The sequence below is a fragment of the Hoeflea sp. BAL378 genome (genome assembly GCF_000759435.1).
GTDB lineage: Bacteria > Pseudomonadota > Alphaproteobacteria > Rhizobiales > Rhizobiaceae > Hoeflea.
The window spans coordinates 1-24,900 of the sequence record NZ_JRJG01000159.1 but is presented as its reverse complement, the minus strand read 5'-3'; the positions used below and the strand labels follow the sequence as shown (position 1 = coordinate 24,900).

Below are 24,900 nucleotides of genomic sequence, written 5' to 3'. Positions count from 1 at the left end.
ATGCAGCCGGGGCTGCGTTATCCTGGTCAGCCGCCGCGGCGCCACATGGTGACCGGCGTTCCGTCGGCCAGCGCGCCCGAGAAATAGTTGATGCCGTCGCGCTTGAGCTGGGCCACCGGCTGGCCGTTGCCGCCCTCGATGGCGAGGACCGCGTCATAGCCGGTGAAACTGTATCCGAGCGCAAACCTGCGGACCTGGGCCAGGTGCGGGTTCGAGCAGGAAATGTTGGACATGTTGCCGCCCTTGGCGTCCTTGAGCCTGTAGCCGCTGGCGGTCCCGAAGCCCTGGGCGATGACGCCCGCGCCGGTGCGGACCTGGATCTCGCAGCCGCAATTGGAGCTTCCGTCTGTCACCATCCATTTGCCGCCGAGGTCCTGCTCGGTGCGGACCACCTGGCTTGCGACCGTGGCGCCGATGACGCCGCCGCCGATCATGCTGCCCAGCACATTGCGCCCGACATTGCGGGCCAGGTTCTTGCCGACCGCGTTCTTGGCGAAATCGGCACCCTTGTCGGGCTTGGGCGGCGGCCCGCCGGCAAGCGGCATGGTGCAGGCACCGGGGCTCGACTGGGTCGCGGCGAAGGCGGTGACCGTCGTGACCTGCGGACCGGCGGTCGCCGAAGCCGGTGCGGAAGGTGCCGAGGTCCCGGGCGATGCGGCGCCGGCGCTCGCCGTCTGCGACGGGCTCTGGCAGGCGGCCACAAGGGCGAGGACGCCCATCAGGCTCAGTGTGCGCGGTATCATCATCAGTCTTTGCCCCCTGGTCATGAACGGACAGGCACGGCGTCGGGCGATATGATCCGTCCCATCGCACCGGCCGCTGATCGCCCTGTCTCGTGTCCCGGCATCAGTAAGACGGGCGGGGTCGGCCCTGACAATAACCCGGCGGGGGTATAGTGCTTGCGGCCGGGGCGGGCTCGACGGTCCGGTAGGGAAGCGCCGCGGACTGCCGTCGGCCCGATGGACCTCGACGCCGGGACGGGTTAACACTCGAGCCCTGAGCACCGCTTGCGGGCAGCCATGACCATCATTCGAGAGGCGAGAGATGAGCGACTTCGGGATTGATCCGGCCCACATGATCAGGGACGAAGCCTCGCTTCGCAGCCTGTTCCACGCCACCCATGAGCTGGCGGTCCAGAAGATGCTGGGCGCGCTCGACACCCATGCGCAGGATTTCATCAGCCGGTCGCCGTTCCTGTGCCTCGGCACGCAGGACGGCAAGGGCCGCGCCGACGTGAGCCCGCGCGGCGACCATGTCGGTTTCGTGCGGATTCTCGACGCGCACACGCTGGCGATCCCCGACCGGCCCGGCAACAACCGGCTCGACAGCCTGAGCAACATCATCGCCAATCCGGCCGTGGGGCTTTTGTTCATCATCCCCGGCTACGATGACACCCTGCGGGTCAACGGCCAGGCGACGCTGGTCACCGAGCCGGAGCTGCTCGAGAGCATGAGCGTGAATGGCCGCGCGCCCAGGCTCGCCATCGTGGTCCGCGTCAGCGAGACCTTCCTGCATTGCGCCAAGGCGTTCCGCCGCTCGCATCTGTGGGATCCGGCGCATCGCCAGGACCGCGCCGAGATGCCGTCGCTGGTCAAGATGATCCTCGACCAGACCACCGGCGCGCCGGACGACGCCGAGGAGATGCGCAAGCTCGACGAGGGGCTGGAAGCGGACTACAGCAAGTCGCTCTACTAGCCGGGTCAAGCCCTGGCCGGCCTCGCCGGGGCGTCCCGCCTCAGGCGCTGGGCACCAGCGCGTCGACCCTAGGGCGGACCAGCTTCTGCGGGCGGCCGCTCTTGCCGATGGTGTGGCAGAGCAGCACCACCGGAAGCAGGCCGAAGCCGACGATCATCAGCGAGGGCAGGGCGGCCTGCTGCAGCCGTTCGTCAGACGCCAGCCGGTAGGCCTGGACGGCGAGCGTGTCGAAGTTGAACGGCCGCATGATCAGCGTGGCGGGCAGCTCCTTCATCACGTCGACGAAGACGATCAGCAGCGCGGTGAGCAGGCTCGGCCGGAGCAGCGGCAGGTGCACCTCGATCAGCATCCGGCCGGATGTGCGGCCGAGGGTGCGGGCGGCGGCGTCGATGTTGGGTCTTATCGCCGAGATGCCGGTGTCGAAGGCGCCGAGCGCGGCGGCGATGAAGCGCACCATGTAGGCCACCACCAGAAGCCCGATCGAGCCGGTGAAGAACAGGCCGGTGGAGACGTCGAAATTGGCCCGCGCCCAGGCGTCGACCGCATTGTCGAGGGCTGCGAAGGGCACCAGCAGCCCCACGGCGATGACCCCGCCCGGAACCGCGTAGCCGATGCCGGCGGCGGCGGCGGAGAAGCGCGCCGCCAGGCTCGGCGCGATGCGGGCGCAAAAGCCGATGATGATGGCGCAGGCGACGGTGACCAGCGCGGTGATCGCGGCGAGCGTCAGCGAATTCTGCACATAGCCCATGTAGCGCGGCGAGAACGGCGAGGCGCCGGCGCCGATGGCCATGTCCGTGAGCACGGCCAGCGGAATGGCGAAGCCGATGGCGACCGGCAGCGCGCAGGCGGTGAAGGCGAGGGCGGCGCGCGCGCCGCGCAACTGGTGCCGCTCCATGCTCTCGATGCGCAAGCCGGCGGGGAAGCGCTTGGCGGCGCCGCGCTGGGCGCGTTCAAGCAGGGCAAAGGTGAGCGCGACGATGAGCAGGCACAGCGCCAGTTGCGAGGCCGCCATGCGGTCGCCCATCGAGAACCAGGCGGCGTAGATGCCGGTGGCAAAGGTCTGGACGCCGAAATGCGCCACCGTGCCGAAATCGGCGATGGTCTCCATCAGCGCGAGAATCACGCCGCCGGCGATCGCCGGGCGGGCCATCGGCAGGCTCACCCGCCAGAAGGCCGACCAGGGCGTGTGGCCGAGCGTGCGGGCGGCGAAATAGGCCGTCGGCGACTGCTTGAGGAAGGCTGCGCGGGCGAGCAGGTACACATAGGGGTAGAGCACGAAGACCAGCATCGCCGCGGCGCCGCCGAGCGAACGGACCTCGGGAAACCAGTAGTCCTGCGGGCCCCAGCCGGTGAGATCCCTGAGCGCGGTCTGCACGGCGCCGGGATGGTCGAGCAGATCGGTGTAGGCATAGGCCAGCACATAGGCGGGGAAGGCCAAGGGCAGCGCCAGCACGATCTCGAAGGTGCGGCGGAACGGGAAGCTGCAGGTGGTCACCAGCCAGGCCGTGGCGGTGCCGACCACGCCGGTGCCGAGGCCCACCAGCGCCACCAGTTCGACCGTGGTCCAGGCATAGCGCGGCAGCACCGTGGCCATCAGGCTGTTCCAGGTGTCGAGCGTGCCCGACGCCGCGGCGACCGCCACCGCCACGATGGGCGCCAGGCACAGCAGCGATACGATCCAGGCGGCAATCTTGAGTGCGCGTTCGCCCACTGTCCGGTTCATTCCTCAAGTCTGGCGCCGGACCGGTTGAGCTGGCGGCGGCATGATTTCAGCGTTTGGACGTTGTCCGGTCTTTACGGGTTTGACAACGGATTTGACAGCGCCACGCGCCTGGGACAAAGATTGTGGAGTAAATCATACAGGTTTTAGCGTCAACCGCGCGCGCGCACCCGGAAGAGAGCATGATCGTCTGCCAGTGCAACATCCTGTCGGACGCCGAGATCGCGGCGGCGGTGGAGCGACTGCTGGCGGAGGATCCCTGGCGGCTGATCGTGCCGTCGACGGTGTACCACGCCATGCGCATGCGCGGCCGCTGCTGCGGCTGTTTCCCCGACGTGGTCGACATCATCGCCGAGGTAACAAGGCGGGTGTGTCCCGATCACCGCCAGGAGGGCTGATGCGGTGGGCGCGACGCCTGCGCGCATTGACGCCACCGCGGCCAATGCCTAAATCAGAGCCGATACACCGGTCACGGCGCACCCGGCAGGCTTGAGCGCCGCATTCTTGAGGCAGACGACACCATGGACCTTCGCCCGATCACGCCGACCTATTCCGTTACAGGACAAATTTCCGTCGAGGACCTGGCCGAGATCAAGGCGGCCGGGTTCAAGTCGATCGTCTGCCACCGCCCCGACGGCGAGGCCGCCGACCAGCCGAGCTTCGCGAGCATCAAGCAGGCCGCCGCCGGCCTCGGCATCGAAATGCGCCATATCCCGGTGGGCCCGATGGGCGTGACCGCCGAGGCGGTGCGCGAGATGGTGGACGCGCTCGAGGAACTGCCGCAGCCAATGCTCGGCTACTGCCGCTCGGGCGCACGCTCGACCGCGATCTTCCAGCACACGGCGCATATGCGCAACTGAGCCCAGCCGGCCGGTCTCCGGCCGGTCGATGATTTCTCCCGGTTCCGGCGCCGCTCTGCGCCCGCCGGGCCCTCGGGCGGCCTGCTGCGATACGTCGCAGGGCCGGCCTTCGGACCCATATGTTCCATCCTTTTCATGATTTGCAGACGGCCGGAACTTTTCCGGCCGTAGCGGCGTTTACTCCTCGCCTTCCGGAATTACCCGGGCACATCTACATGACGAAAGGATCTTCTCATGCGTGCGATCGGACTTTGGCTGCTGGGCGTTCCCATCTGGATCGTCATCCTTCTCGCCTTGTTCACCAACTGGGTCTGATGGCGACGGAAATCCTGACGTCCCGTCAACCCTAAACAGGAAACGAAACAATGAACGGTATTATCTATCTCGTCGGCCTGGTCGTGGTCGTTATGGCCATCCTGTCCTTCCTCGGTCTGGGCTAGGAGCATGTCCATGTCTCATATCGACGACGTCACAGTCGTGACAGCAGCGCCATCCGGCCACGCCGATCACTCCTCCTATGTCGATTGGCCGGCGATCTTCGGGGGCATCGTTCTTGCCTCCGGCGTCTCGGTCGTGCTGTTGAGCTTCGGCGCGGCGCTCGGCCTCACCTTCACCGCCGTGGCCGATCGCCCTTCAGCCAGCATCGTCGGCATGGGCATCGGCGTCGGCCTCTGGTTCATCTGGGTGCAGGTGTCGAGCTTCATGGCGGGGGCCTATCTCACCGGCCGGCTGCGCAGGCGCTTCCATGACAGCACCGCCCATGAGTCCGACGTGCGCGACGGCGCGCATGGCCTGCTCGTCTGGGGCGGCGCCATCATCGTCGGCGCGCTGATCGCGGCAAGCGGCCTGGGCGCCGTGACCACCGCCATCGGCACCACCGCCGGCGCAACCGCCGCGGTCGTCGGACAGGCGGTCTCGTCGGACGCGCTCACGGACGAAAACGGCTATTTCGCCGATTCGCTGCTGCGTCCTGCAACCGGCACCGCCGGCACGGAAGCATCCGGCGATGTGAACGGCGAAGTGCTGCGGATCCTCGCCAATGCCGGAACCGGCGAAGTCTCGGAAGAAGACCGGGCCTATCTCGGCTCCGTCGTCGCCGCCCGCACCGGTCTCGGCCAGGAGGAAGCCACGCAGCGCGTCGACAGCGTGCTCGAGAGCTACTACGCGGCCCGGACCGAGGCTGCCGAAGCAGCCGAGACGGCGCGTCGCGTCGGCATCATCTCGGCCTTCCTGATCGCCGCCTCGCTGCTTGTCAGCGCTGCGGGGGCCTACTGGGCCGCCACCATGGGCGGCGCGCACCGGGACGAAGGCGTCGAGTTCGACCACTGGTTCCGCCGCATCGGCTAAGCCCGAACGGTCGATCCGACACAAGAAGGCGCGGGATGCAAATCCCGCGCTTTTTTTATGCGGAGCCGATGCCGGTTCCGGCGCACTCCCGCGCGTGGCCTTTTCGCGGCACAGCGCCAATGTGCCGTCTGTGGACAATCGTTTCATCTTGCCGCATGAACGGACAGCCAGGGGTTCACGTTCCGGCGAGGATTGTCAGGCCGTGCCAAGAAGCAAGAAAAGCTCCCGCCATGTCCGGCGCACCCTCGTCGTCGCTTCTGCCCTTGTGATTGCCTATGCGGCGGTTGCCTATGTGGCTGTCCCGCTTGCCTGGGAATTCGTGTTCGCCAGGAAAGGCCAGCCCGTGGACGTCGAGCCGCGATTGACCGAGACGGCCGATCATCGGCCCGGCGATCCGCTCAACGTGATGCTGGTCGCAGACGAGGCGACGCTGAAGGACGCCATGGCGGCGGCGGGCTGGTTCGAGGCCGATCCGCTGGGCGTGCGGACCGGTGTGGATATCGCCGTCGATATCCTGCTCAACCGCCCCTACAGGACCGCCCCGGTGAGCCGGTTGTTTCTGTTCGGACGCAGCGAGGATCTTGCGTTCGAAAAGCCCGCCGGTCCCGATCCCGACACCCGGCATCACGTGCGGCTCTGGCGTATGGCTCCGCGGCCCGGCTGGCCGACCCCGCGCTACATCGGCGCCGCGTCGTTCGACAAGGGCATCGGCCTCAGCCGCGAGACCGGGCAGGTGACGCACCATATCGCCGCCGAGGTCGACCTTGAACGCGATGGATTGCGCGACGACCTGATGAAGGCCGGGCGGCTCATCGACAGCTCCATGACGCCGGGATTTCACGCCGTGCGGGAAGGCGTCAATGGCGGAGGCGACGCCTGGGTGACCGACGGCGCGCTCTGGACCGGCGTGGTCGGCGGCAAGCCGTGATCCTACGGGGTCTGCAGCCGGGTGAGGATCAGCCTGATCTCCGCCAACTGTTCTTCCTGGCTCTGCATGATGCCGGTCAACTGGGAATTCCGCATCTGGTCGAGCTTTTCATGCAGATCCATGATCTCCAGCTCGGCCTTGAGATTGACCTCGTAGTCATGGGCGGCCGCAAGCCGGTCTTTGATCGACTGGCGGTTCTGGGACATCATGATCACGGGCGCCTGGAACGCCGCGAGCATGGAAAGGATCAGGTTCAGGAAGACGAAGGGATACGGATCAAACACCTCGTTGCGGGCAAGCAGCAGGGTGTTGAGCGTTACCCAGACCAGCAGCAGAACGAGAAACGAAATGATGAAGGTCCAGGATCCGCCGAACTTCGCCACCTGGTCGGCGACCCTTTGCCCGAAGGTCATCGAATCGCTGAAGGTCTCGTTGATGTTCTCCGAGATCGCCATGCGCCGGGCGATGCGCCGCAGGATGCGCTGCTCGCGCAGGGGAAGATCGTCATAGCCTGACTGCAGCAGCCGTTCGGCGAGTTTGGTTACATCCTGGTCCATTCTGATCTCGCGCTCCTGCGCCGTTTGTTGCGCCTGCGCGGCTCATCCGGCCGCCCTGATCGGATAGGTGTAAACGGCGGCGTTTTCAGGTCAAGCGGGAGCGACTGCGTCGCCGCGGAGGACACCGGAACAGACGGGTCTCCGCCGGCGATGGCACCGCACGGCCCTTGGCCCGGCCGCTATGGAACGCGGTCGGGGCCGTGTCGCCGCGCTTGCGAAGCCTGCTGCGGACCCTGCTTTATGTCTTCACCCCGGTCCCGGAGATCTGCGCCAGCGTGCGGGTCGGCGTGATCGCCTGCTTGTCGAGCTTGACCTCGATGATCGCCGGCATGCCGCTCGCCCGCGCCCGCTCGAAGGCGGGGGCGAAGTCGGCGGTCTTCTCCACCGTCTCGCCATGGCCGCCATAGGCGCGGGCGAGCGCCGCGAAATCGGGGTTGGTGAGTTCGGTGGCGCTGACGCGGCCGGGATAGTCGCGCTCCTGGTGCATGCGGATGGTGCCGTACATCGAATTGTTGACGACGATGACGATGATCGGCAGCTTGTGCTGCACGGCGGTGGCGAATTCCTGGCCGTGCATCATGAAGCAGCCGTCGCCGGCAAAGGCCACCACCAGCCGGTCGGGAAAGGCCTGCTTGGCCGCGACCGCGGCGGGCACGCCATAGCCCATCGAGCCCGAGGCGGGGGCGGCCTGGGTGGCGTAGCGCCGGAAGCGGATATAGCGGTGCACCCAGGTGGCGTAATTGCCCGCGCCATTGGTCAGGATCGCGTCCTCGGGCAGGGTCTCGCGCAGCCAGGAGATGATCGGGCCCATGTGCACGTCGCCGGGGCCGGTCTCGGGCGGGGTGGACCAGGCGAGATAGTCCGCATGCAGCCGCGCCACGCGTCCGGCGCGCTGCGGCATGTCGTCGATCTCGAGGCCCGACAGCGCCGCGGCGAAGGACACGGGATCGGCGTTGATCGCCAGCTCCGGGCGGTAGACCCGGCCGAGTTCGGCGGCATCGGCGTGGACATGGACCAGCGGCTGCGACGGGAACGGCACGTCGAGCAGCGTGTAGCCCGACGAGGGCATTTCCGAGAACCGGCCGCCCACCAGCATCACCAGGTCGGAGCCCTTGATCTCCTGGGCCAGCGCCGGGTTGATGCCGATGCCGACATCGCCGGCATAGCAGGGGTGGAGATGGTCGAACAGCATCTGCCGGCGGAACGAGCAGCCGACCGGCACCTGGGCGCGCTCGGCGAAGCGCTCGACCTCGCGCACCGCGTCCTCGGTCCAGCGGGTGCCGCCGAGGATCATGATCGGCCGCTCGGCGCGGGAAATGCGCAGCGCCAGGTCCTTCATCTCGGCCTGGCCGGGATGGTTGACGGGGACCGGATTGGGCAGGATTGCGGCCGGCGGATGGGCGACCACCTCGCGCAGCACGTCCTCGGGCAGGGCCAGCACCACCGGCCCGGGGCGGCCCGACATCGCCACCGAGAAGGCGCGGTTGACGAATTCGGGGATGCGCGCCGGATCGTCGATCTCGGCCACCCATTTGGCGAATTCGGTGAAGGCGCGGCGGTATTCGACCTCCTGGAAGGCCTCGCGCTCGCGGGCGTCGCGCTGCACCTGGCCGATGAACAGGATCATCGGGATCGAATCCTGGCGGGCGATGTGCAGGCCCGCGGTGGCGTTGGTGGCGCCGGGGCCGCGGGTGACGAAGCAGATGCCGGGCTTGCCGGTGAGCCGGCCCCAGCTATCGGCCATCATCGCCGCGCCGCCTTCCTGGCGGCAGACCGTGACCTCGACGCCGGAATCGACCAGCGCGTCGAGCACCGCGAGATAGCTCTCGCCCGGCACGCAGAACAGCCGTTCGACGCCGTTGGCCTTGAGCGTGTCGACAATCAGTTGGCCGCCGGTTTTCATGATTCAGTCCTTCTGGTCTTGATGGCTTGGAGCTCGGCCAGCACCTCGTCGGTGTGCTCGCCCAGGCGCGGGCTCGGCCGCTCATAGGTGAGCGGCGAGGCGGGAAGCAGGATCGGGGCGCGCACCGAGGGGATGGCGCTGCCGGCCCTGTCGGTGAGATCCATCCTGAGTTCGCGGGCGATCGCCTGCGGATCGGCGAACATTTCGGCGATGTCGTTGATCGGCCCGGCGGGCACGGCATTGGCCTCGCAGGCGGCGAGGATGTCCGCCTTGGTCCATTTCGCCATCTCTGCGATGATCTCGGCGCGCAGCCGCACGCGATGGGCGACGCGCAACGGGTTGGTCTGGAAGTCCGGGTCGGCGCCGAGCGCCGTCGCGCCCAGAAGCTTGCAGAAGCGCTGGAACTGGCCGTCATTGCCGACCGCGATGATGACATGGCCGTCGGCGACCGGGAAGACCTCGTAAGGCGCGATGTTCATGTGGGCGTTGCCCATCTGCACCGGCGCCACGCCGGAGACCAGGTAATTGAGGTTCTGGTTGCCGAGGATGCCGGCCTGGGTGTCGAACAGCGCCATGTCGATCATCTGGCCCTGGCCGGTCTTCTCGGCGTGGCGCAGGGCCGCCTGGATGGCGATCACCGAATAGAGCCCGGTGAAGATGTCGGAAATGGCGACGCCCGCCTTCTGCGGCTCGCGGCCCGGCTCGCCGGTGATCGACATCATGCCGGCCATGGCCTGAATGATGAAATCATAGCCGGCGCGCGGCGCGTAGGGCCCGGTCTGGCCGAAGCCGGTGATCGAGCAATAGACGAGCGCCGGGTTGGCGGCTTTCAGGCTCTCGTAGTCGAGGCCGTATTTCCTGAGGCCCCCGACCTTGAAGTTCTCGATCACCACGTCGGCGGTGGAAATCAGCTCGCGCGCGGTCGCGGCGCCTTCCGGGCTGGCGATGTCGAGCGTGATCGAGCGCTTGCCGCGGTTGGCGGCATGGTAATAGGCGGCCGACAGGTTCTCGCCGTCGGCGCCGGTGACGAAGGGCGGGCCCCAGCGGCGGGTGTCGTCGCCGCCCTCGGGATACTCGATCTTGATCACGTCGGCGCCGAGATCAGCGAGCAACTGCCCGGCCCAGGGACCTGCCAGGATGCGCGCCAGCTCGATGACGCGGATGCCCTTGAGCGGCGCCTCAGCCATGATTTTTCTCCGTGCCGGTCCGCGCGGCGGGAACAGTCCGGGAGAAGGGGTGGAGGGGCAGGGGGCAAGCACTCATGGGCGGGATTCCGGTTCGGACCGCTGATAACAGAAAGGACCGAGGCCTGTCACGTCGGGCGCGCTGTCGCAGGCGGTGGGTTGCGGGCGGGGTTCATGGCCGCGGGGCGGCGGCGGGCAGGACGGCGTCGAGCCAGGCGGCGAAATCCTGCATCGACTGGTCGCGGTTGATCTCGTTCAGGGTCTCGTGCCTCGTGTCGGGCAGGATCTGGAGGGTGACACGGGCAAGGCCCGCCTCTCGCATCCGCGCCTCGAGCCAGTTGACCGCCTCGCCCCTGTCGGTGGCGGGATCCCTGGCGCCGCCGACGAGGTGGATCGGCAGGGCCTTGGGCAGCTTCGCCAGGTTCCCGGCCGTGGCCCCGGCATAGATCAGTTCGAACACGTCGCGCCACATGCTCACGGTGGCGTCGAAGCCGCAGAGCGGATCGGCGATGTAGCGGTCGACCACGGCTTCGTCGCGGCTCAGCCAGTCGAAACCGGTGCGGCGGCCGGGCATGGAGGCGGCCCAGGCCTGGAAGGTGAGCTTTGGCAGGATGGCGCTCGGCGTGTCGGAGCCCTTGAAGAAGGCCTCGACGGCGAGGATCGCCTGGCCCGCCCGGCCGGCGAGGCCGGCGTTGAAATTGGAGTTCCACACCGCGAGCGCGGCGCTGGCGTGAGGATGCGCCTCGGCGAAGTTCAGGGCGACCAGCCCGCCCATGGAATGGCCGAAGGTGACCACCGGCAGGCCCGGGTGGCGCTCGCCGATCAGTGCATGGACGGCGGCGACATCGGCGATCACCTTCTGCGCGCCGTCCTTGCCCGCGAAGGTGCCGGGAATGGCGTCGGGCGCGCGGGTTGCGCCATGGCCGCGGTGGTCATGGGCGTAGACATGATAGCCCCGCCCGGCGAGGAATTCGGCGAATTGCGCGTAGCGCGCCGCGTGTTCGGCAAGGCCGTGATTGATCTGCACCACGGCGCGGGCCGTGCCTTCGGCCGGCCTGTGGCGGACGGCAAGCTCTGCGCCGGTGGGGCTTCGGACGGGGAAGGCTGAAAAATCACTCATGCCCCATTGGCCATGGCTCAGCCGCGAAAATCAAGGGGCTTTGGACGGGCTCGCGTCCAGGGGCAGGGGCCATCCGCGGGTATTGCCCGGTCCGGGCGATAATTCTGTCCAATATCGCGCCCGATCGGGCATGACCGGCCGCGCAAACCACGCTGCGGCTTGCCCTTGCGCGAAAAATCGCTAGGTGAGGGGCAACAAGCCATGGAGTGCCACACGTGAGCGACCTGACCCTGACCCAAGCCATCGACAATATTTACACGTCGATCAAGAACGACAATGAAGACCTCGATACCCACATCGCGGCGCTCAAGGCCGCCATGAAGCGCGAGGGCGCCAAGGAAGCGGTGTTCGATCCCTCCAAGCTGGCGCAGTCCAACCGCCAGGGCCGCAAGGTGATGCAGTCCTATTTCCGCCAGAAGGGCGTGGCGGTCCGCTTCGCGGCGTGACCCCAAAGCCGGCCTGATGCGGGTCGAAGCGTCCCAGGGTTTCTTTTTGTCTCCCATTGGCTAAAGTCGCCTGATCCGGCGGGGTGGGGCTACGCCGCCCCAGGGGACACGGGGACAGCGCCAGGTGAGCAACGAAGATCCGATGGAGACCGGGGATCTCAACGCCCCGTTTCGCAATGACCCGGGCCGGCCCGCGTCGATGACCCTCAAGCCGTCGCCAGCCTCCGGCTTTTTCGGCGGCTCGGCCGTCCTCGTGTTCATCATCGGCGTTGCCTGCGGCATACCGGCCGCGATCTTCATGCCCGGCTTCATTTCCGAACACGGCTCGGTGGTGCTCGGCATCGTGCTCGGCGCCTTCCTGTTCGTCACCATCGTGCTGGTGCTGGTCTTCCTGTTCCGGCAGCCGCTGTGGCGCTGGCTGTTCAAGCGCACCGAGATCGAGGTGACGCGCTTTGCCTCGCCGCTGGCCGACGTGGCGCGCTATGCGGCCAGCCAGAAGGTCGAGGAGGCGACGAGCGCCGCGCGGGATTTCGCCGAGATCGTGCTGGCGCGCTATGCCTGGGTGACCACGCGGCGCTGGCTGGTGGCCTCGATCACCGGGCTGATCGCGGCGATGGCGGCGCTCGCAGGCTCGGCGCTCCTGTTCGAGCAGAACAAGCTGCTCAGGGCGCAGTCCGACCTGCTCGCCGACCAGAACACCCGCATCGACGAACAGACCGGACTGCTGAGGACGCAGATCGCGCTCGGCGAGGCCGAACGCAGCGCCTCGATCGTGCCGGAGCTTCTGACCATCTCGAGCCTGCTCGGCGAGGAGACCGCGCGGCTGTCGGCCGACGGCCGTCCCGGATCGGTGTACTTTTTGGAGGAACTGTCCGAGCCGCTGCGCAACCGCATCGTGGCGGCGACCAATGTCGCCCGGCCCTACCAGTATCTTGCCGCCACCGGGGTGGAATCGCGCGACGGCAATGCGGTGACCGTTGCCGCCCTGTCGCGCCGCACCGATCTCGCCGCGCGGCTGAGTTCGCTGCCGGGCTGGTCGGCGGCGCCGCCCGACACCACGGCGCTGATCGACCGGCCGCTCAGCCCCGAGCGCGGGCAGATCCTGACCATGCTGTTCAACGCCGGGATCTACCAGACGGAGCTCCTGAGTTTCCGCGGCGCGGATTTCTCCCATGCCGAGATCCGGCTGCCGACGCTGGGGCTGATGAGCCTGCGTCACGCCACGCTGAGATTTGCCGATTTCACCTGGCTCCGGATCGTCGAGTCGAAATTCGGCGCGGCCTGGCTCGAGCATGCGCGGTTCCGCAACGCCATCATCACTCGGGCGGACTTCGCGGGCATCGCCAAGGCCGACCTCGAGCCGCCCTTCGCCAACGCGAACGCGCCCGATATCATGCGCACGCAGATGGCCGGGACCGACTTCAGCCGGGCCGTGATCGCCGCGACGAGCTTCGCCGATGCCACCGGACTCGCGGTCAATTTCGACGAGGCGGCGATGGTCGACTGCGATTTTTCCGGCGCGGTCGTTTCCGCCGGCACTTTCCGCAAGGCGCTGATGATCGGGACGAAATTTGAAGGCGCCGATCTCCGCTCGGTCGATTTCGACGGCGCCATCGTGTTCGAGGCGGGTTTTCTCGACCGGTTGAGCCGGGAGGCGGCGCAGGGCAGCTTCATCGCCAGCCGCTTCGTCGCCGAACCGGTCGGGATGGCGGAAGCCGAGGCGCATCCGGGCTTCATCGAACTTTCCAATTACTACGAACCGTCCCGGCTCGAGGGCGCCACCGCGTACCGGATCCGCCGGATCGAGGATTTCCAGTAGCCCGCGCAGCAAAGCGGTGATTGCTGCGCATTGCCCTTCTGCGCCATTTCGCATAGACAGCGGGCAACAATCCAAATCATGTCTGGAGCGCATCGTGGCACGGCAGTTCATCTATCACATGGCGGGACTCAACAAGTCCTATGGCGCCAAGAAGATCCTCGAAAACATCCATCTCTCGTTCTACCCCGACGCCAAGATCGGTATTCTCGGCCCCAACGGCGCCGGCAAGTCGACGGTGCTCAGGGTTATGGCCGGGCTCGACACCGAGTTCACCGGCGAGGCGTGGCTCGCCGAGGGCGCGACGCTCGGCTACCTGCCGCAGGAGCCGCAGCTTGACGAGAGCCTCAACGTGCTCGGCAACGTGATGGAAGGGGTGGCCGACAAGCAGGCGATCCTCGACCGCTACAACGAGCTGATGATGAACTATTCCGACGAGACCGCCGACGAGGGCGCGAAGCTCCAGGACATCATCGACGCGCAGAACCTGTGGGATCTCGACAGCCAGGTGGAGATGGCGATGGAAGCGCTGCGCTGCCCGCCTCCGGAAGCGTCCGTCGACGCGCTGTCGGGCGGCGAGAAGCGCCGCGTGGCGCTCTGCGCGCTGCTGCTTCGGCAGCCCGACCTGCTGCTGCTCGACGAGCCGACCAACCATCTCGACGCCGAAAGCATCGCCTGGCTGGAAAAGCACCTGAGGGAATATCCCGGCGCCGTGATCATGATCACCCATGACCGCTACTTCCTCGACAATGTCACCGGCTGGATCCTCGAGCTCGACCGCGGCAAGGGCATCCCCTACGAGGGCAACTACACCGCCTATCTCGACGCCAAGGCCAAGCGGATGAAGCAGGAGGGCCGCGAGGACGCCTCCCGGCAGAAGTCGATCAGCCGCGAACAGGAATGGATCGCCTCGTCGCCCAAGGCGCGGCAGGCCAAGTCCAAGGCGCGTATCCGGGCCTTCGACGAACTGGTCAAGTCGGCCAATGACCGCCGTCCCGGCGAGGCGCAGATCATCATCCCGACCGGCGAGCGGCTCGGCAACCAGGTGATCGACGTCGAGGGCATCTCCAAGGCCTATGGCGACCGGCTTCTGATCGACGACCTGACGTTCAAGCTGCCGCCCGGCGGCATCGTCGGCGTGATTGGCCCCAACGGCGCCGGCAAGACCACGCTGTTCCGGATGATCACCGGGCAGGAGAAGCCCGATTCCGGGACGGTCACCGTGGGCGATTCCGTCCGTCTTTCCTATGTCGACCAGAGCCGCGATTCGCTCGACGGCTCCAAGACCGTCTGGGAGGAGATTTCCGGCGGCAACGACATCGTCAAATTGGGCAAGCACGAGATGAACTCCCGCGCCTATTGCTCGACCTTCAACTTCAAGGGCGGCGACCAGCAGCAGAAGGTGGGCACGCTCTCGGGCGGCCAGCGCAACCGCGTGCATCTGGCCAAGCTCCTGAAATCCGGCGGCAACGTGCTGCTGCTCGACGAGCCCACCAACGACCTCGACACCGAGACGCTGGGCGCGCTCGAGGAGGCGCTCGAGAATTTCGCCGGCTGCGCCGTCATCATCTCGCATGACCGCATGTTCCTCGACCGGCTGGCCACCCACATCCTCGCCTTCGAGGGCGATAGCCACGTCGAATGGTTCGAGGGCAACTTCGAGGACTACGAGCAGGACAAGATCCGCAGGCTCGGGGCCGACAGCGTCAACCCGAAGCGGGTGACGTACAAGCCGCTGACAAGGTAGGCGCCGCTCTATATTTTTGCATCTTGTGATTGCGGATAAATTTGGTACTCTACAATGGAAGTATTCGATACTTGCAGCGGGGAGGATATCAAATGGAAAATACTGAAAGAGGTCGCTATATTGGCGACCGAGCATCGATCCGCATTTTCAATGCGGACAATCAAATCGTCGTATTCTTGAATGGGCGCTATATCTATTCGAAGTCGACTGAGGGAGACCCAAATTTCGATGAGGACGTACGCCTGGATCTTCGGGATGGAGAGAATCAGGTGTTGATCGTGTCTTCAAATTGGGGCGGTCCCGCACATGTAAAGTACGTCCTGTCGGTTGATGAAGACGCCAAGGACGTGGTTGATCGGCGTGTGTCAAATACGCCAAACGGTGTGTGGTATTATCAATCAATAGTGATCCTCAAGTAATATCTGTATGAAATATCACTCTTATTGTTGCCTTTCACCGAGTAAGCCATTCAATTGGTTCGAGGGCGACATCGAGAATTGCGTACAAGGCAAGATCCGACTGAGGGACGCTGACAGCGTCAATCCGGAACGTGTGACGTAGAAGGTGATAAGGTAGGGACAGTTCGTTGTCGCGCGGAAGCGTTGATTTGCGCTGCCGCGCGCATAACACCGCAGCATAAAGGCATGCTGCAATGCTCCCGCTGGATCTGCCCAAAGAACTCGATGACTTGCTCGCCCGCTTTGCCAAGGACCTCGGCACAGCCAAGGAAGAGCTGGCCCTGCGCGCGATCAAGGACCGGATCGAGGATCTGGAAGATCTGGCCGCCGCAGAAGCGGTGCTGGCCAGGGATGATGGCAAACGAATTCCGCTCTCGGAGATCATCGCCGAGTTCGGGGCAGCCATCTTCGCCGCTGGTTCCTTGGCACGCGGCAGGGCGTAAACTTATCCGCCTTTCAGGAACCGCTTGACCTCAGACTGTTTGAGGTTGCATGCCGCTCAAGCGAATTCAGGGAGAGCAGCATGACCACCATCCTCATCACCGGCACGGGCCGCGGCATCGGGCTGGAACTGGCCAAACAGGCCTTGGCCAAGGGCTGGACGGTCTATGGCTCGGCGCGGGCGGCGGTCACCGATCCCGATGCGCATATCTGCCATCATCCGAACTTCCACGATCTCGTGTTCGACGTCACCGACCACGACGCGGTGCGCGCAGCGGCGGCTCAAGTCAGCGCACCCATCGACATCCTGATCAACAATGCCGGCATCATGGGGCCCAAGCGGCAGTCGACGCTGGACATGGATTTCGACGGGTTCGCGCAGACGCTCGCCGTCAACACGCTGGCGCCGCTGGTGGTGGCGCAGGCCTTCCTGCCGCAGCTCAAGCGCAGCAAAAACCCGCGCATCCTCACCATCTCCTCGCAAATGGGGCGGATGTCCTACGCCAAGTCCGATCACATCGCCTACCGGGCGTCGAAGGCGGCGGTCAACAAGGTGATGCAGGGGCTGGCGACCGATCTCAAGCCGCTGGGGATCGCGGTGGCGCTGGTCCATCCCGGCTGGGTCAGGACCGACATGGGCGGAGAGGGCGCAGATATCGATGCGGCGACGAGCGCCGGCGGCATCCTCGCGCTGGCAGAAGGCCTCACGCTCGACGGCACCGGGCAGTTCACCAATTGGGACGGGTCGGCGGCCGAGTGGTGAGGCCGGGCCGTCGGATCAGAGTACGGCGCGAAACACCGCGGCGATCTGATCGGTGGTCGGCTTCGGGCCCTGGCCGGTGGCGTACATCAGGCTGATGCCGTCTATCAGCCCGGCACAGGTTTCAATCGGCATGTCAGTGCGCCCTCCGGATGTCAGGCGCAGGAAGAATTCGATGGGGCGGCGGGCCGCGGCGCTCAGAAGGTCTCCGACATCCTTGAGTTCGGGGCGCCGCGCGGCCGCCAGGGTGAGTTCCATGCGCGCGAGGAACAGGTCGCGCGCCGTGTCGGCGTAGGAGACGACTTCGCCGGCGACATAGTCCACAGCCGCATCGACACCCTGCCTGGCCGCGATGTCGGCGAAACCGACCTGAAGTTCGTCGCAGTCCTTTTCCAGAAGCGCCGCCAGATGCCGCGACGCCTCGACCAGAAGCATCTCCTTTTTCGGGAAGTAATAGGTGGAGGAGCCCTGGGGCAGGCCTGCGGCCTCGTCGATGGCGCGGTGTGTCACACCCTCAAGCCCGCGGCTCGCCAGAAGCCTGATGGCCGCATCCAGGATGAGCGTGCGCCGAGCCTGCTTCGGACCTGACATCGAGGATATCCGTTTGTAGTGAATAACTCTGCATATGTAGAGAAATTCTTGTTACACCAAGGAAAGCTTATGGCACAGCCGATCACCCGTTTGAACCCTCCTTCCTTGCCCGATGCCGGAGCGCTGGGCTATTCGCAGATCTCCATCGTCGAACCGGGGCGCATGGCCTTCATCTCGGGGCAGGTGGCCGCAAGGCCCGGCGGCGAGCCGGCGCCTGCCGATCTGGCCGGACAGGCCAGAATCGTGATGGCCAATGCGAAGGCCGCGCTGGACGCCCTAGGCGCCACACCGCGGGACATCGCCATTTTGCGGATCTATGTGGTGGATCTCACGCCGGAACGTCTGGAGCAAAGCATGCCGCCCCTGCTGGCCATGCTCGACGGCGCCCAGCCCAGCATCACCGGGATCGGCGTGGCAGCCCTTGCCGGGCCGGATCTGCAAATCGAGATGGAACTGACGGTCAGGCTTCCCGACTGACCTTGCCGTTCGCTGACATTCGAATCTCAATCGATCCTGCAGCAGAACGGGAAGAACGGAGCGCTGAGCCCCGGGGCCCCGGCCGGCGTGAAGGTGAAGTCGCGCACGGCGTCGCTCTCGTCGGTGCATCCGCCGGGCGTGTAGGCGATGGAGCCGGTGACCGGGTGGCTGGTCTCGAACTGCCAGGGATCCTCGCTGGCGAAGCTGATGCCGCCGGGCGTGGTCTGGATGCCCTCGCCGGAAAAGGCGTCGATGAACTCCGCGGCCATCTCGCCGTCGCAGCTCAGCCTGATCGCCCAGTTGGGCTCGAAGCCGGAGCAGATCAGGCTCTGCCCAGGCTCGACGAGGCCGTTGCAGGAGAGGTCGGCGGCGAGCGCGGCGGCGGGCTGGGCCAGTACGAGGGCGAGGCACAGGGGCCTTGCCAGGCTGGGGGCGAGGCCGCGGGCGAGCCTGGCTGCGGGCGTTCGGGAAGCTATGGGGGACAGTGTGGAGGCGCACATCATCATTGATCTCCCTGATCAGCGGTGTCAGCTCCCCCACAGGCCAATCTAGCACACTCTCATGGCGAGGTGAATTGGCCCCGCCGGCCGGAGCCGGCATCCGCCCGGCGCGCGCGGCGGCGGCGCGCGGTGTCATCGGACTGTTATCAAGCGCCAGTATGGCTCGGCTCCGTTCATCCCGACCCCGACTGGAGTAACCCCATGACCCGAACGATCCCGCTGTCGCTTGGCCTCCTCGCCTCGCTCGTCCTCCTCGCAGGCCCCGCCCGCGCCGTCGAGGGCACGCTGACGCTCTACACCAGCCAGCCCAACACCGATGCGCAGCAATCCGTCGATGCGTTCATGAAGGCCTATCCGGACGTGAAGGTGACCTTCGTGCGCGACGGCACTACCAAGATCATGGCCAAGCTCGAGGCCGAGCTTGCCGCAGGCTCGACGCCCGCCGACGTGCTCTTGATCGCCGACAGCGTCACCATGGAGGGGCTCAAGGCCCGCGACCTGCTGATGGCGCATCCCGACGCCGACATTTCCGCCTATCCGGAAGGCGTCCATGACGCCGGCAAGACCTGGTTCGGCACCAAGCTGATCACCACCGGCATCATGTACAACACCGCCGCCACCATGATCCCGTCCTCGTGGACGGACCTGCTCAAGGACGAGGCCAAGGGCCAGGTGGCCATGCCGTCGCCGCTGACCTCGGGCGCGGCGCTGATCCACACCGCGACGCTTGTGGACAATCTCGAAGCCGGCTGGGGCTATTACGAGGCGCTGGCCGCCAATGGCGCGCAGGCCTCGGGCGGCAATGGCGGCGTGCTCACCCAGGTCGCCGGCGGCGAGAAGCTCTACGGCATGGTGGTCGATTTCCTGCCGATCCGCGAGAAGGCCAAGGGCGCGCCGGTCGAGTTCGTCTTCCCCGAGGAAGGCGTGTCGACCATTTCCGAGCCCGTGGCGATCCTCGCCTCGACCCAGAACCCGGACGCCGCCAAGGCCTTCGTCGATTTCCTGATCTCCAAGGAAGGCCAGGAGCTGGCGCTGAGCCAGGGCTACCTGCCGGCCCATCCCGACGTGGCCGTGCCGGAAGGCTTTCCCGAGCGTGCGTCGATCAAGGTGATGCCGTTCGACGCCGCCAAGGCGCTCAGCGAGGCCGAGGCCAACACCAAGCGCTTCGCCGAGATCTTCGGCCAGTAAGCGGACAGTGACGGTCCAGGCGCTCGACCGTCCGCGCCCCCGAGGGCGCGGACTTTCCACCGGCTGGCGCCGGCGCGAGGGCAGGGGCCTCGTGCTGGCGCTCGCCGTATTCATCGTCGTGTTCTCGGTCCTGCCCGTGGGCCGGCTGATGCTGGCCGCCTTCGAGGGCGGCCTTGTCGGGTTCTGGCAGGTGATCGACGCACCCGAGGTGTGGCGCGCGGCGGGCAACACGCTGGTGGTGGCGCTCGGCTCGGGCGGCCTGGCGCTGCTGGTGGGCGTCGGCTTCGCGCTGGTGCTTTCGGTGACCACGATCCGCGCCGCGACCGCGCTCGCCTTCATCCTGGTGCTGTCGCTGATGATCGCGCCGCAGATCTCGGCCCTGGCGTTCAAGACGCTCGCCGGCCCCGCCTCGCCGCTGCTCAAGCTGATCGGGCTCGCGCCGCAGCCCGGAACGCCCAATCCGATGCTGGGGAAATGGGGCATCATCCTGGTGATGGGGTTGCACCATGCGCCGCTGGTCGCCATCACGCTCGCCTCGGGCCTTGCCTCGATCCCGCGGCCGCTGATCGAGGCGGCGCGGCTCGAGGGCGCAAGCCCCCGGCAGGTGGTGATCCGCATCCTCCTGCCGCTGCTCAAGCCGTTCCTGCTGACGGCGGCGCTCCTGGTGTTCGTCGCCGGCGCCGGCAATTTCGGCATTCCGGCGCTGCTCGGCCTGCCGGTCGGCTTCGTCACGCTGCCGACGCTTCTGTTCCGCAAGCTCGCGAGCTTCGGGCCGGGCGCGATCAACGATGCGGCGGCGATCTCGGTGCTGATCGCGGCGATCGCCTGCGCCGGCGTCATCGCCGCGGGCCTGGTGCTGGCGCGGGCGCAGACCCGGCTCGAAAGCGATCACCGGCTGGAGCCGTTCTGGGACCTCGGCCGCTGGCGCGTAGTGGTGGAAATCGCGGTCTGGGGCTTCGTGGCGCTCACCATCGTGCTGCCGCTCGCCTCGCTGGTGGCGACCTCGCTGGTGCCCGCCTATGGGGTCAGGCTCTCCTTCGACAGCCTGACGTTCAGGCAATATGCGGAAGTGCTGTTCCGCCAGGACCTGACCGTGCGGGCGTTCCGCAACTCGTTCCTGCTGGCGGGCGCCACCGCGCTCAGCCTCGGCGCCATCACCCTGGTCTCGGCCTATGTGCTCGACCGGGCCAGGCCCAAGGCGCGGGCGGCGGCCTTCGCGCTGATCGAGCTGCCCTACGCCATCCCCGGCATCGTGCTGGCGATCGCCTGCATCCTAGTGTTCATCCGGCCGCTGCCGCTGATCGGCGTGTCGATCTACGCGACGCCGTGGATCATCCTGTTTGCCTACCATGCGCGCTTCTACGCCATCGCTCTGAAACCGGTGCTGGCGGCGATGGCGACACTCGACGATGCGGTGCAGGAGGCGGCGGTGTGCGACGGGGTGGGGCTCTTCCACCGGCTCCGCCACATCGTGGCGCCGCTGGTGTTTCCGGCGGTCTTCGCCGGCATGATGATGGTGTTCCTGCTCGCCTTCAACGAGCTCACGGTGTCGGCGCTGTTGTGGTCGGCGGGGACCGAGACGCTGGGCGTGGCGCTGCTGAGCCTCGAGGATTCGGGGCTTGGATCGGAAGCGGCGGCGGTGGCGGTTGCGGCGACGGTTCTGGTGCTGGCGCTGATGCTCGCCATGCAGGCGCTGGCGCGGCGGCTGCCCCCCGATGCGCTGCCCTGGCAGGCGCTGGCCGGACCGGCACGGGAGCGGCGCCGCTCCCGTTCATGATTTTTGATTGGTTCATCAGCGGGGGATTGGCTATGGGTGGGCCTGTTTCCCATCCCCGAGCCGGAGCGCGCGATGACCCTTCCGATGTTTCCCGACCTTGCCCCGTCCCTGCCGCAGGTCCATCCGGCGCGGCGGATCAAGGGCCAGGTGACGGCGGTGCTGGCGGCGCTCGCGGGCGATTTCGTGAGCGGCGAGGTGGCCGGGCTGCGGCTGGGGTTCGACGGCATCGAGGGCGATTATCACGCCGGGCCGACCCGCAGGTCGGGCGGCCGCGAGCCGTGGTATCCGCGCGGCACCGAGATCCGCAACGAGCGCCAGGTCTCGATCGTGGCCGAGGACGAACTGGCGCTGGCGGCGGGCGAGATGGGCATCGCGCGGATCGAGCCGGCCTGGATCGGCGCCAATCTGGTGATCGCCGGCATCCCGATGCTCACCATGCTGCCGCCGCGCACGCAGCTCTTCTTCGAGGGCGGGGTGACGCTCAGGATCGACGGCGACAACGGCCCTTGCCGACTGGCCGGCGCGGCGATCGCTCGGAACTATCCCGACAGGGACGAGACCACGCTGGCATTGAGCTTCGTCAAGGCCGCCAAGCGCCGCCGCGGCGTCGTCGCCTGGGTGGAAAAGCCCGGAGTGATCGGCAAGGGCGAAAAGGTGACCGCCCATATCTGGGAACAGTGGATCTATCAGGGCTGAGCGGCGAGCGCTTTCCCCGCCGCTCCCTTTCTCGCGCGCCTTTCCTTCACCGGCTCTGACGGACGACACCAGGCTGCACGGCCAAAGCGACAAAAGCTTTCGCCGTTGCGACATTGTGCTTGCCTCGCGCCCGAAACTGACATAAACATATCTTTATATCATTTTCGAGGTTGTCCATGCTGTCACTGTCCCCGCTTACCCTGGAGGAATGCGTCGAGGTTCTCAAGGCCGCCGGCGAGCCGACGCGGCTCAGGCTGATCGCGCTCCTGAACCAGGGCGACCTGACGGTGAGCGAGATGACCGAGGTTCTCGGCCAGTCGCAGCCGCGGATCTCGCGCCATCTCAAGCTGCTCGGCGAGGCCGGGCTGGTCGAGCGCTACCAGGAAGGCGCCTGGGCCTATTTCCGGATGACCCGGGACGGGGCGCGGGCCAAGCTGATGCGCCACGCGCTCAACGCGGCCTCGCCATCGGATGCGCATCTGGCGCGCGACGGCGAGCGGCTGGCCTCCGTCAAGCAGGCGCGGGCAAGCCGCGCCGAGGCCTATTTCTCCGCCAATGCCGAGAGCTGGAACGATCTGAGGAACCGCCATGTCGCCGACGAGAAGGTGGAGGCGGAGATCCTGAAGCTGATCGGCCGGGCGCCGTTCGACGGGCTCCTGGACCTGGGCACCGGCACCGGCCGCATGCTCGAGCTACTGGCCGACCGCTACAGCCGCGCCATCGGCATCGATTCGAGCCGCAACATGCTGGCCATCGCCCGCGCGCAATTGGACGAGGCCGGCATCACCCATGCCTCGGTGCGCCAGGGCGACATCCTCAACCTGCCGCTCGACCGCGAGAGCTTCGATGTGGTGACCATCCACCAGGTGCTGCATTTCCTGCATGATCCGCTGCCGGCGATCACCGAGGCTGCCCGCATGCTCAGGCCCGGCGGCCGGATCGTGGTGGTGGATTTCGCGCCGCACGATCACGAGGAGCTGCGGCTCGAGCATGCCCATGCGCGGCTCGGTTTCAGCCAGCAGCAGGTGTCCGACTGGCTCAAGCACTGCGGCCTGACGGTCGAGAAGATCGTCGACCTGCCGGGCGGTTCGGACAAGGACCGGGCGCTCACCGTCACCATCTGGCTGGCGCGCGACCCGCGGCTTCTGATCGCCGCCGAGCCCATCTCCCCAAGCACAGGAACAGCTTGACATGAACAGCTCCTCCCGCGCCAGCGCCCAGGATTCCGCCGAGCGGATCAAGGTGTCCTTCGAGTTCTTTCCGCCCAAGAACGGCGACATGGAGAGCCAACTCTGGGAAAGCATCACCCGGCTCGCGCCGTTCCAGCCGGATTTCGTCTCGGTCACCTATGGCGCCGGCGGCTCGACCAAGCAGCCGACGCTCAACACGGTGGCGCGGATCTGCGCCGAGACGGCGCTCGCGCCGGCCGCGCACCTGACCTGCGTCGGCTCCGACAAGGCGGCGGTGGATGCGGTGGCGCGCGAGTTCCAGGCCGTCGGCGTCAACCATTTCGTGGCGCTGAGGGGCGACCCGCCGGAAGGCGTGGGCGCCGCCTACCAGCCGCATCCCGGCGGCTACGCCAATGGCGCCGAACTGGTGGCGGGCCTGCGCGCCCTGTCGGATTTCGAGATCTCGGTCTCCGCCTATCCCGAAAGGCATCCGGAAAGCCCGGACTTCGCCACCGACATCGACATGCTCAAGCGCAAGGTCGACGCCGGCGCCACTCGCGCCATCACCCAGTTCTTCTTCGACAACGACATCTATGAGCGCTATGTCGAGCGGGTGCGGCGCGCCGGCATCTATGTGCCGATCGTGCCGGGCATCCTGCCGATCCACAATTTCGGCCAGGTGGCGCGGTTCTCCAAGCTTTGCGGCGCGAGCATTCCCGACTGGCTGGCGCGGCGCTTCGACGGGCTGGAGAAGGACCCCGAGACGCGCGCGCTGGTGGCCTCGGCGGTCGCCGCAGAACAGGTCAACGACCTGGTCGAGCGCGGCATCGACGATTTCCATTTCTACACGATGAACCGGGCGCAGCTCGTCTATGCGATCTGCCATATGCTGGGATTGCGGGGCGCCGATGCGGCGTCGGTCGGCGCGGCGGCCTGAACGGTTCCCGGGCGCCACGTCCGGACCAGAAGAGAGATCTCTCCAACGGAAAACGGGAGCGCCTGTGCGCTCCCGTCCCCAATCTCTTGACTGTCATTCAATGCTCGTCGAGGTCAGATGAAGAGCATTGCACCAACAAATATGAACGCTGCACAGATCACAAGGGCATTGAGCGATTGCGTAAATCCCATGGTGGTCCTCCATCGCGTTTACCGTCAAATGATAGTCACGGCTTTGGCTCCGTGGGAAGCGAAATCGTTGCTGCACTGCAGCTAAAATCTGCCCGGTCTCTGCCGAGACCCTGTGTATCCAGTTGAAAGATAACGTTTATCAGGATGTTCATTTTCTGTTAAGAAACTGTCAAATACCGCCTATGCGCGTGCAAATCGTTAACACACCTTAACGCGCATGGCCGGTCCGCCCTCTGGCGGGCTGCCGATGCTGTCGCGCGGAGGGCCGGCCGGGGACGCCGGATCAGGCCCGGAAGGCCTGTTCGAGCAGGGCGGCGACGGTCAGCAGCATCCTGTCGCGGCCGAAGCCCGCGACGGCCTGGATGCCGAGCGGCAGGCCGGCCTCGTCCGTC

Annotated in this window: 25 protein-coding genes; 17 read left to right on the top strand and 8 right to left on the bottom strand. The window is 66.7% G+C overall.

The genetic code is table 11. The features are described 5' to 3' along the window. Positions 1-26: 26 nt before the first annotated feature. Entirely contained in the window at positions 27-746 is a 720-nt protein-coding gene (locus LL06_RS23860; RefSeq protein ID WP_152599753.1) for a hypothetical protein, read from the bottom strand. Positions 747-1,044: 298 nt separating this feature from the next. Between LL06_RS23860 and LL06_RS23855 the strand changes: the two genes are divergently transcribed. Beyond that, a complete protein-coding gene (locus LL06_RS23855; protein ID WP_152599752.1) occupies positions 1,045-1,695 on the top strand; it encodes a pyridoxamine 5'-phosphate oxidase family protein in 651 nt (216 codons plus the stop codon). Between the two features lie 40 nt (positions 1,696-1,735). Here LL06_RS23855 and LL06_RS23850 read toward each other — a convergent pair whose 3' ends face one another. Further along, on the bottom strand, positions 1,736-3,418 hold the full coding sequence (locus LL06_RS23850) for an iron ABC transporter permease (RefSeq protein WP_162835381.1): 1,683 nt from the start codon (positions 3,416-3,418) through the stop codon (positions 1,736-1,738). Positions 3,419-3,597: 179 nt separating this feature from the next. Here LL06_RS23850 and LL06_RS23845 point away from each other — a divergent pair, with 179 nt between their 5' ends. The 4 genes from LL06_RS23845 (at position 3,598) to LL06_RS23830 (ending at position 6,550) form a co-directional block, all read left to right on the top strand. Beyond that, positions 3,598-3,813 (top strand): (2Fe-2S)-binding protein, encoded by a 216-nt coding sequence (locus LL06_RS23845; protein WP_052161874.1) that lies wholly within the window; start codon positions 3,598-3,600, stop codon positions 3,811-3,813. 123 nt (positions 3,814-3,936) lie between these two features. Further along, positions 3,937-4,275, top strand: a complete 339-nt coding sequence (locus LL06_RS23840; RefSeq protein WP_035532946.1) for a TIGR01244 family sulfur transferase — start codon at positions 3,937-3,939, stop codon at positions 4,273-4,275. Positions 4,276-4,725: 450 nt separating this feature from the next. Further along, a complete protein-coding gene (locus LL06_RS23835) occupies positions 4,726-5,622 on the top strand; it encodes a hypothetical protein (RefSeq protein ID WP_052161873.1) in 897 nt (298 codons plus the stop codon). A gap of 202 nt (positions 5,623-5,824) precedes the next feature. Continuing rightward, a complete protein-coding gene (locus LL06_RS23830; protein ID WP_035532942.1) occupies positions 5,825-6,550 on the top strand; it encodes an LssY C-terminal domain-containing protein in 726 nt (241 codons plus the stop codon). 2 nt (positions 6,551-6,552) lie between these two features. Here the strand turns inward: LL06_RS23830 and LL06_RS23825 are convergent, their stop codons facing one another. From LL06_RS23825 to LL06_RS23810, 4 genes are all read right to left on the bottom strand, one after another. Continuing rightward, on the bottom strand, positions 6,553-7,107 hold the full coding sequence (locus tag LL06_RS23825; protein ID WP_052161872.1) for a DUF1003 domain-containing protein: 555 nt from the start codon (positions 7,105-7,107) through the stop codon (positions 6,553-6,555). Between the two features lie 238 nt (positions 7,108-7,345). Next, positions 7,346-9,010: a thiamine pyrophosphate-binding protein gene (locus LL06_RS23820; RefSeq protein ID WP_152599751.1), complete on the bottom strand. Its 1,665-nt coding sequence runs from the start codon at positions 9,008-9,010 to the stop codon at positions 7,346-7,348. After that, positions 9,007-10,197: a CaiB/BaiF CoA-transferase family protein gene (locus tag LL06_RS23815; protein WP_035532936.1), complete on the bottom strand. Its 1,191-nt coding sequence runs from the start codon at positions 10,195-10,197 to the stop codon at positions 9,007-9,009. Before LL06_RS23815 ends, LL06_RS23820 begins: the two co-directional genes overlap by 4 nt. Positions 10,198-10,366: 169 nt before the next feature. Next, positions 10,367-11,314 (bottom strand): alpha/beta hydrolase, encoded by a 948-nt coding sequence (locus LL06_RS23810; protein WP_035532934.1) that lies wholly within the window; start codon positions 11,312-11,314, stop codon positions 10,367-10,369. 215 nt (positions 11,315-11,529) lie between these two features. Here LL06_RS23810 and LL06_RS23805 point away from each other — a divergent pair, with 215 nt between their 5' ends. The 6 genes from LL06_RS23805 to LL06_RS23780 all read left to right on the top strand — a co-directional run bounded on the left by LL06_RS23805 (position 11,530) and on the right by LL06_RS23780 (position 16,985). Then, positions 11,530-11,760 (top strand): hypothetical protein, encoded by a 231-nt coding sequence (locus LL06_RS23805; protein WP_035532932.1) that lies wholly within the window; start codon positions 11,530-11,532, stop codon positions 11,758-11,760. Between the two features lie 124 nt (positions 11,761-11,884). Continuing rightward, positions 11,885-13,579: a pentapeptide repeat-containing protein gene (locus LL06_RS23800; RefSeq protein ID WP_035532930.1), complete on the top strand. Its 1,695-nt coding sequence runs from the start codon at positions 11,885-11,887 to the stop codon at positions 13,577-13,579. 94 nt (positions 13,580-13,673) lie between these two features. Beyond that, positions 13,674-15,323 (top strand): energy-dependent translational throttle protein EttA, encoded by a 1,650-nt coding sequence (gene ettA / locus LL06_RS23795; protein WP_035532928.1) that lies wholly within the window; start codon positions 13,674-13,676, stop codon positions 15,321-15,323. Between the two features lie 92 nt (positions 15,324-15,415). After that, a complete protein-coding gene (locus LL06_RS23790; protein WP_035532926.1) occupies positions 15,416-15,742 on the top strand; it encodes a hypothetical protein in 327 nt (108 codons plus the stop codon). A 233-nt stretch (positions 15,743-15,975) separates the two neighbouring features. After that, positions 15,976-16,224, top strand: coding sequence for a hypothetical protein (locus tag LL06_RS23785; RefSeq protein ID WP_035532924.1), 249 nt, complete (start codon positions 15,976-15,978; stop codon positions 16,222-16,224). 80 nt (positions 16,225-16,304) lie between these two features. Continuing rightward, complete coding sequence (locus LL06_RS23780; protein ID WP_035532922.1) at positions 16,305-16,985, top strand: SDR family oxidoreductase; 681 nt, start codon at positions 16,305-16,307, stop codon at positions 16,983-16,985. A gap of 15 nt (positions 16,986-17,000) precedes the next feature. On the opposite strand, the gene LL06_RS23775 is transcribed toward LL06_RS23780, so the two are convergent. Next, positions 17,001-17,573 (bottom strand): TetR family transcriptional regulator, encoded by a 573-nt coding sequence (locus LL06_RS23775; protein ID WP_035532920.1) that lies wholly within the window; start codon positions 17,571-17,573, stop codon positions 17,001-17,003. A gap of 69 nt (positions 17,574-17,642) precedes the next feature. Between LL06_RS23775 and LL06_RS23770 the strand changes: the two genes are divergently transcribed. Next, positions 17,643-18,050 carry a RidA family protein gene (locus LL06_RS23770; RefSeq protein ID WP_035532918.1) on the top strand — a complete coding sequence of 136 codons (408 nt, stop codon included), beginning with the start codon at positions 17,643-17,645 and terminating at the stop codon, positions 18,048-18,050. Between the two features lie 26 nt (positions 18,051-18,076). On the opposite strand, the gene LL06_RS23765 is transcribed toward LL06_RS23770, so the two are convergent. After that, complete coding sequence (locus LL06_RS23765) at positions 18,077-18,550, bottom strand: hypothetical protein (protein ID WP_244447215.1); 474 nt, start codon at positions 18,548-18,550, stop codon at positions 18,077-18,079. 201 nt (positions 18,551-18,751) lie between these two features. Between LL06_RS23765 and LL06_RS23760 the strand changes: the two genes are divergently transcribed. From LL06_RS23760 to metF, 5 genes are all read left to right on the top strand, one after another. After that, the gene (locus LL06_RS23760; RefSeq protein ID WP_035532916.1) at positions 18,752-19,738 is read left to right on the top strand and encodes an ABC transporter substrate-binding protein; all 987 of its coding nucleotides are present in this window, start codon (positions 18,752-18,754) and stop codon (positions 19,736-19,738) included. Between the two features lie 7 nt (positions 19,739-19,745). Beyond that, on the top strand, positions 19,746-21,515 hold the full coding sequence (locus LL06_RS23755; protein WP_052161871.1) for an iron ABC transporter permease: 1,770 nt from the start codon (positions 19,746-19,748) through the stop codon (positions 21,513-21,515). Between the two features lie 72 nt (positions 21,516-21,587). Further along, complete coding sequence (locus tag LL06_RS23750; protein ID WP_052161878.1) at positions 21,588-22,211, top strand: MOSC domain-containing protein; 624 nt, start codon at positions 21,588-21,590, stop codon at positions 22,209-22,211. Between the two features lie 176 nt (positions 22,212-22,387). Then, positions 22,388-23,401, top strand: a complete 1,014-nt coding sequence (locus LL06_RS23745; RefSeq protein WP_035532914.1) for a metalloregulator ArsR/SmtB family transcription factor — start codon at positions 22,388-22,390, stop codon at positions 23,399-23,401. Position 23,402: 1 nt separating this feature from the next. Next, positions 23,403-24,317, top strand: coding sequence for a methylenetetrahydrofolate reductase [NAD(P)H] (gene metF / locus LL06_RS23740; protein WP_035532912.1), 915 nt, complete (start codon positions 23,403-23,405; stop codon positions 24,315-24,317). The last annotated feature ends 583 nt before the right edge of the window (positions 24,318-24,900 follow it).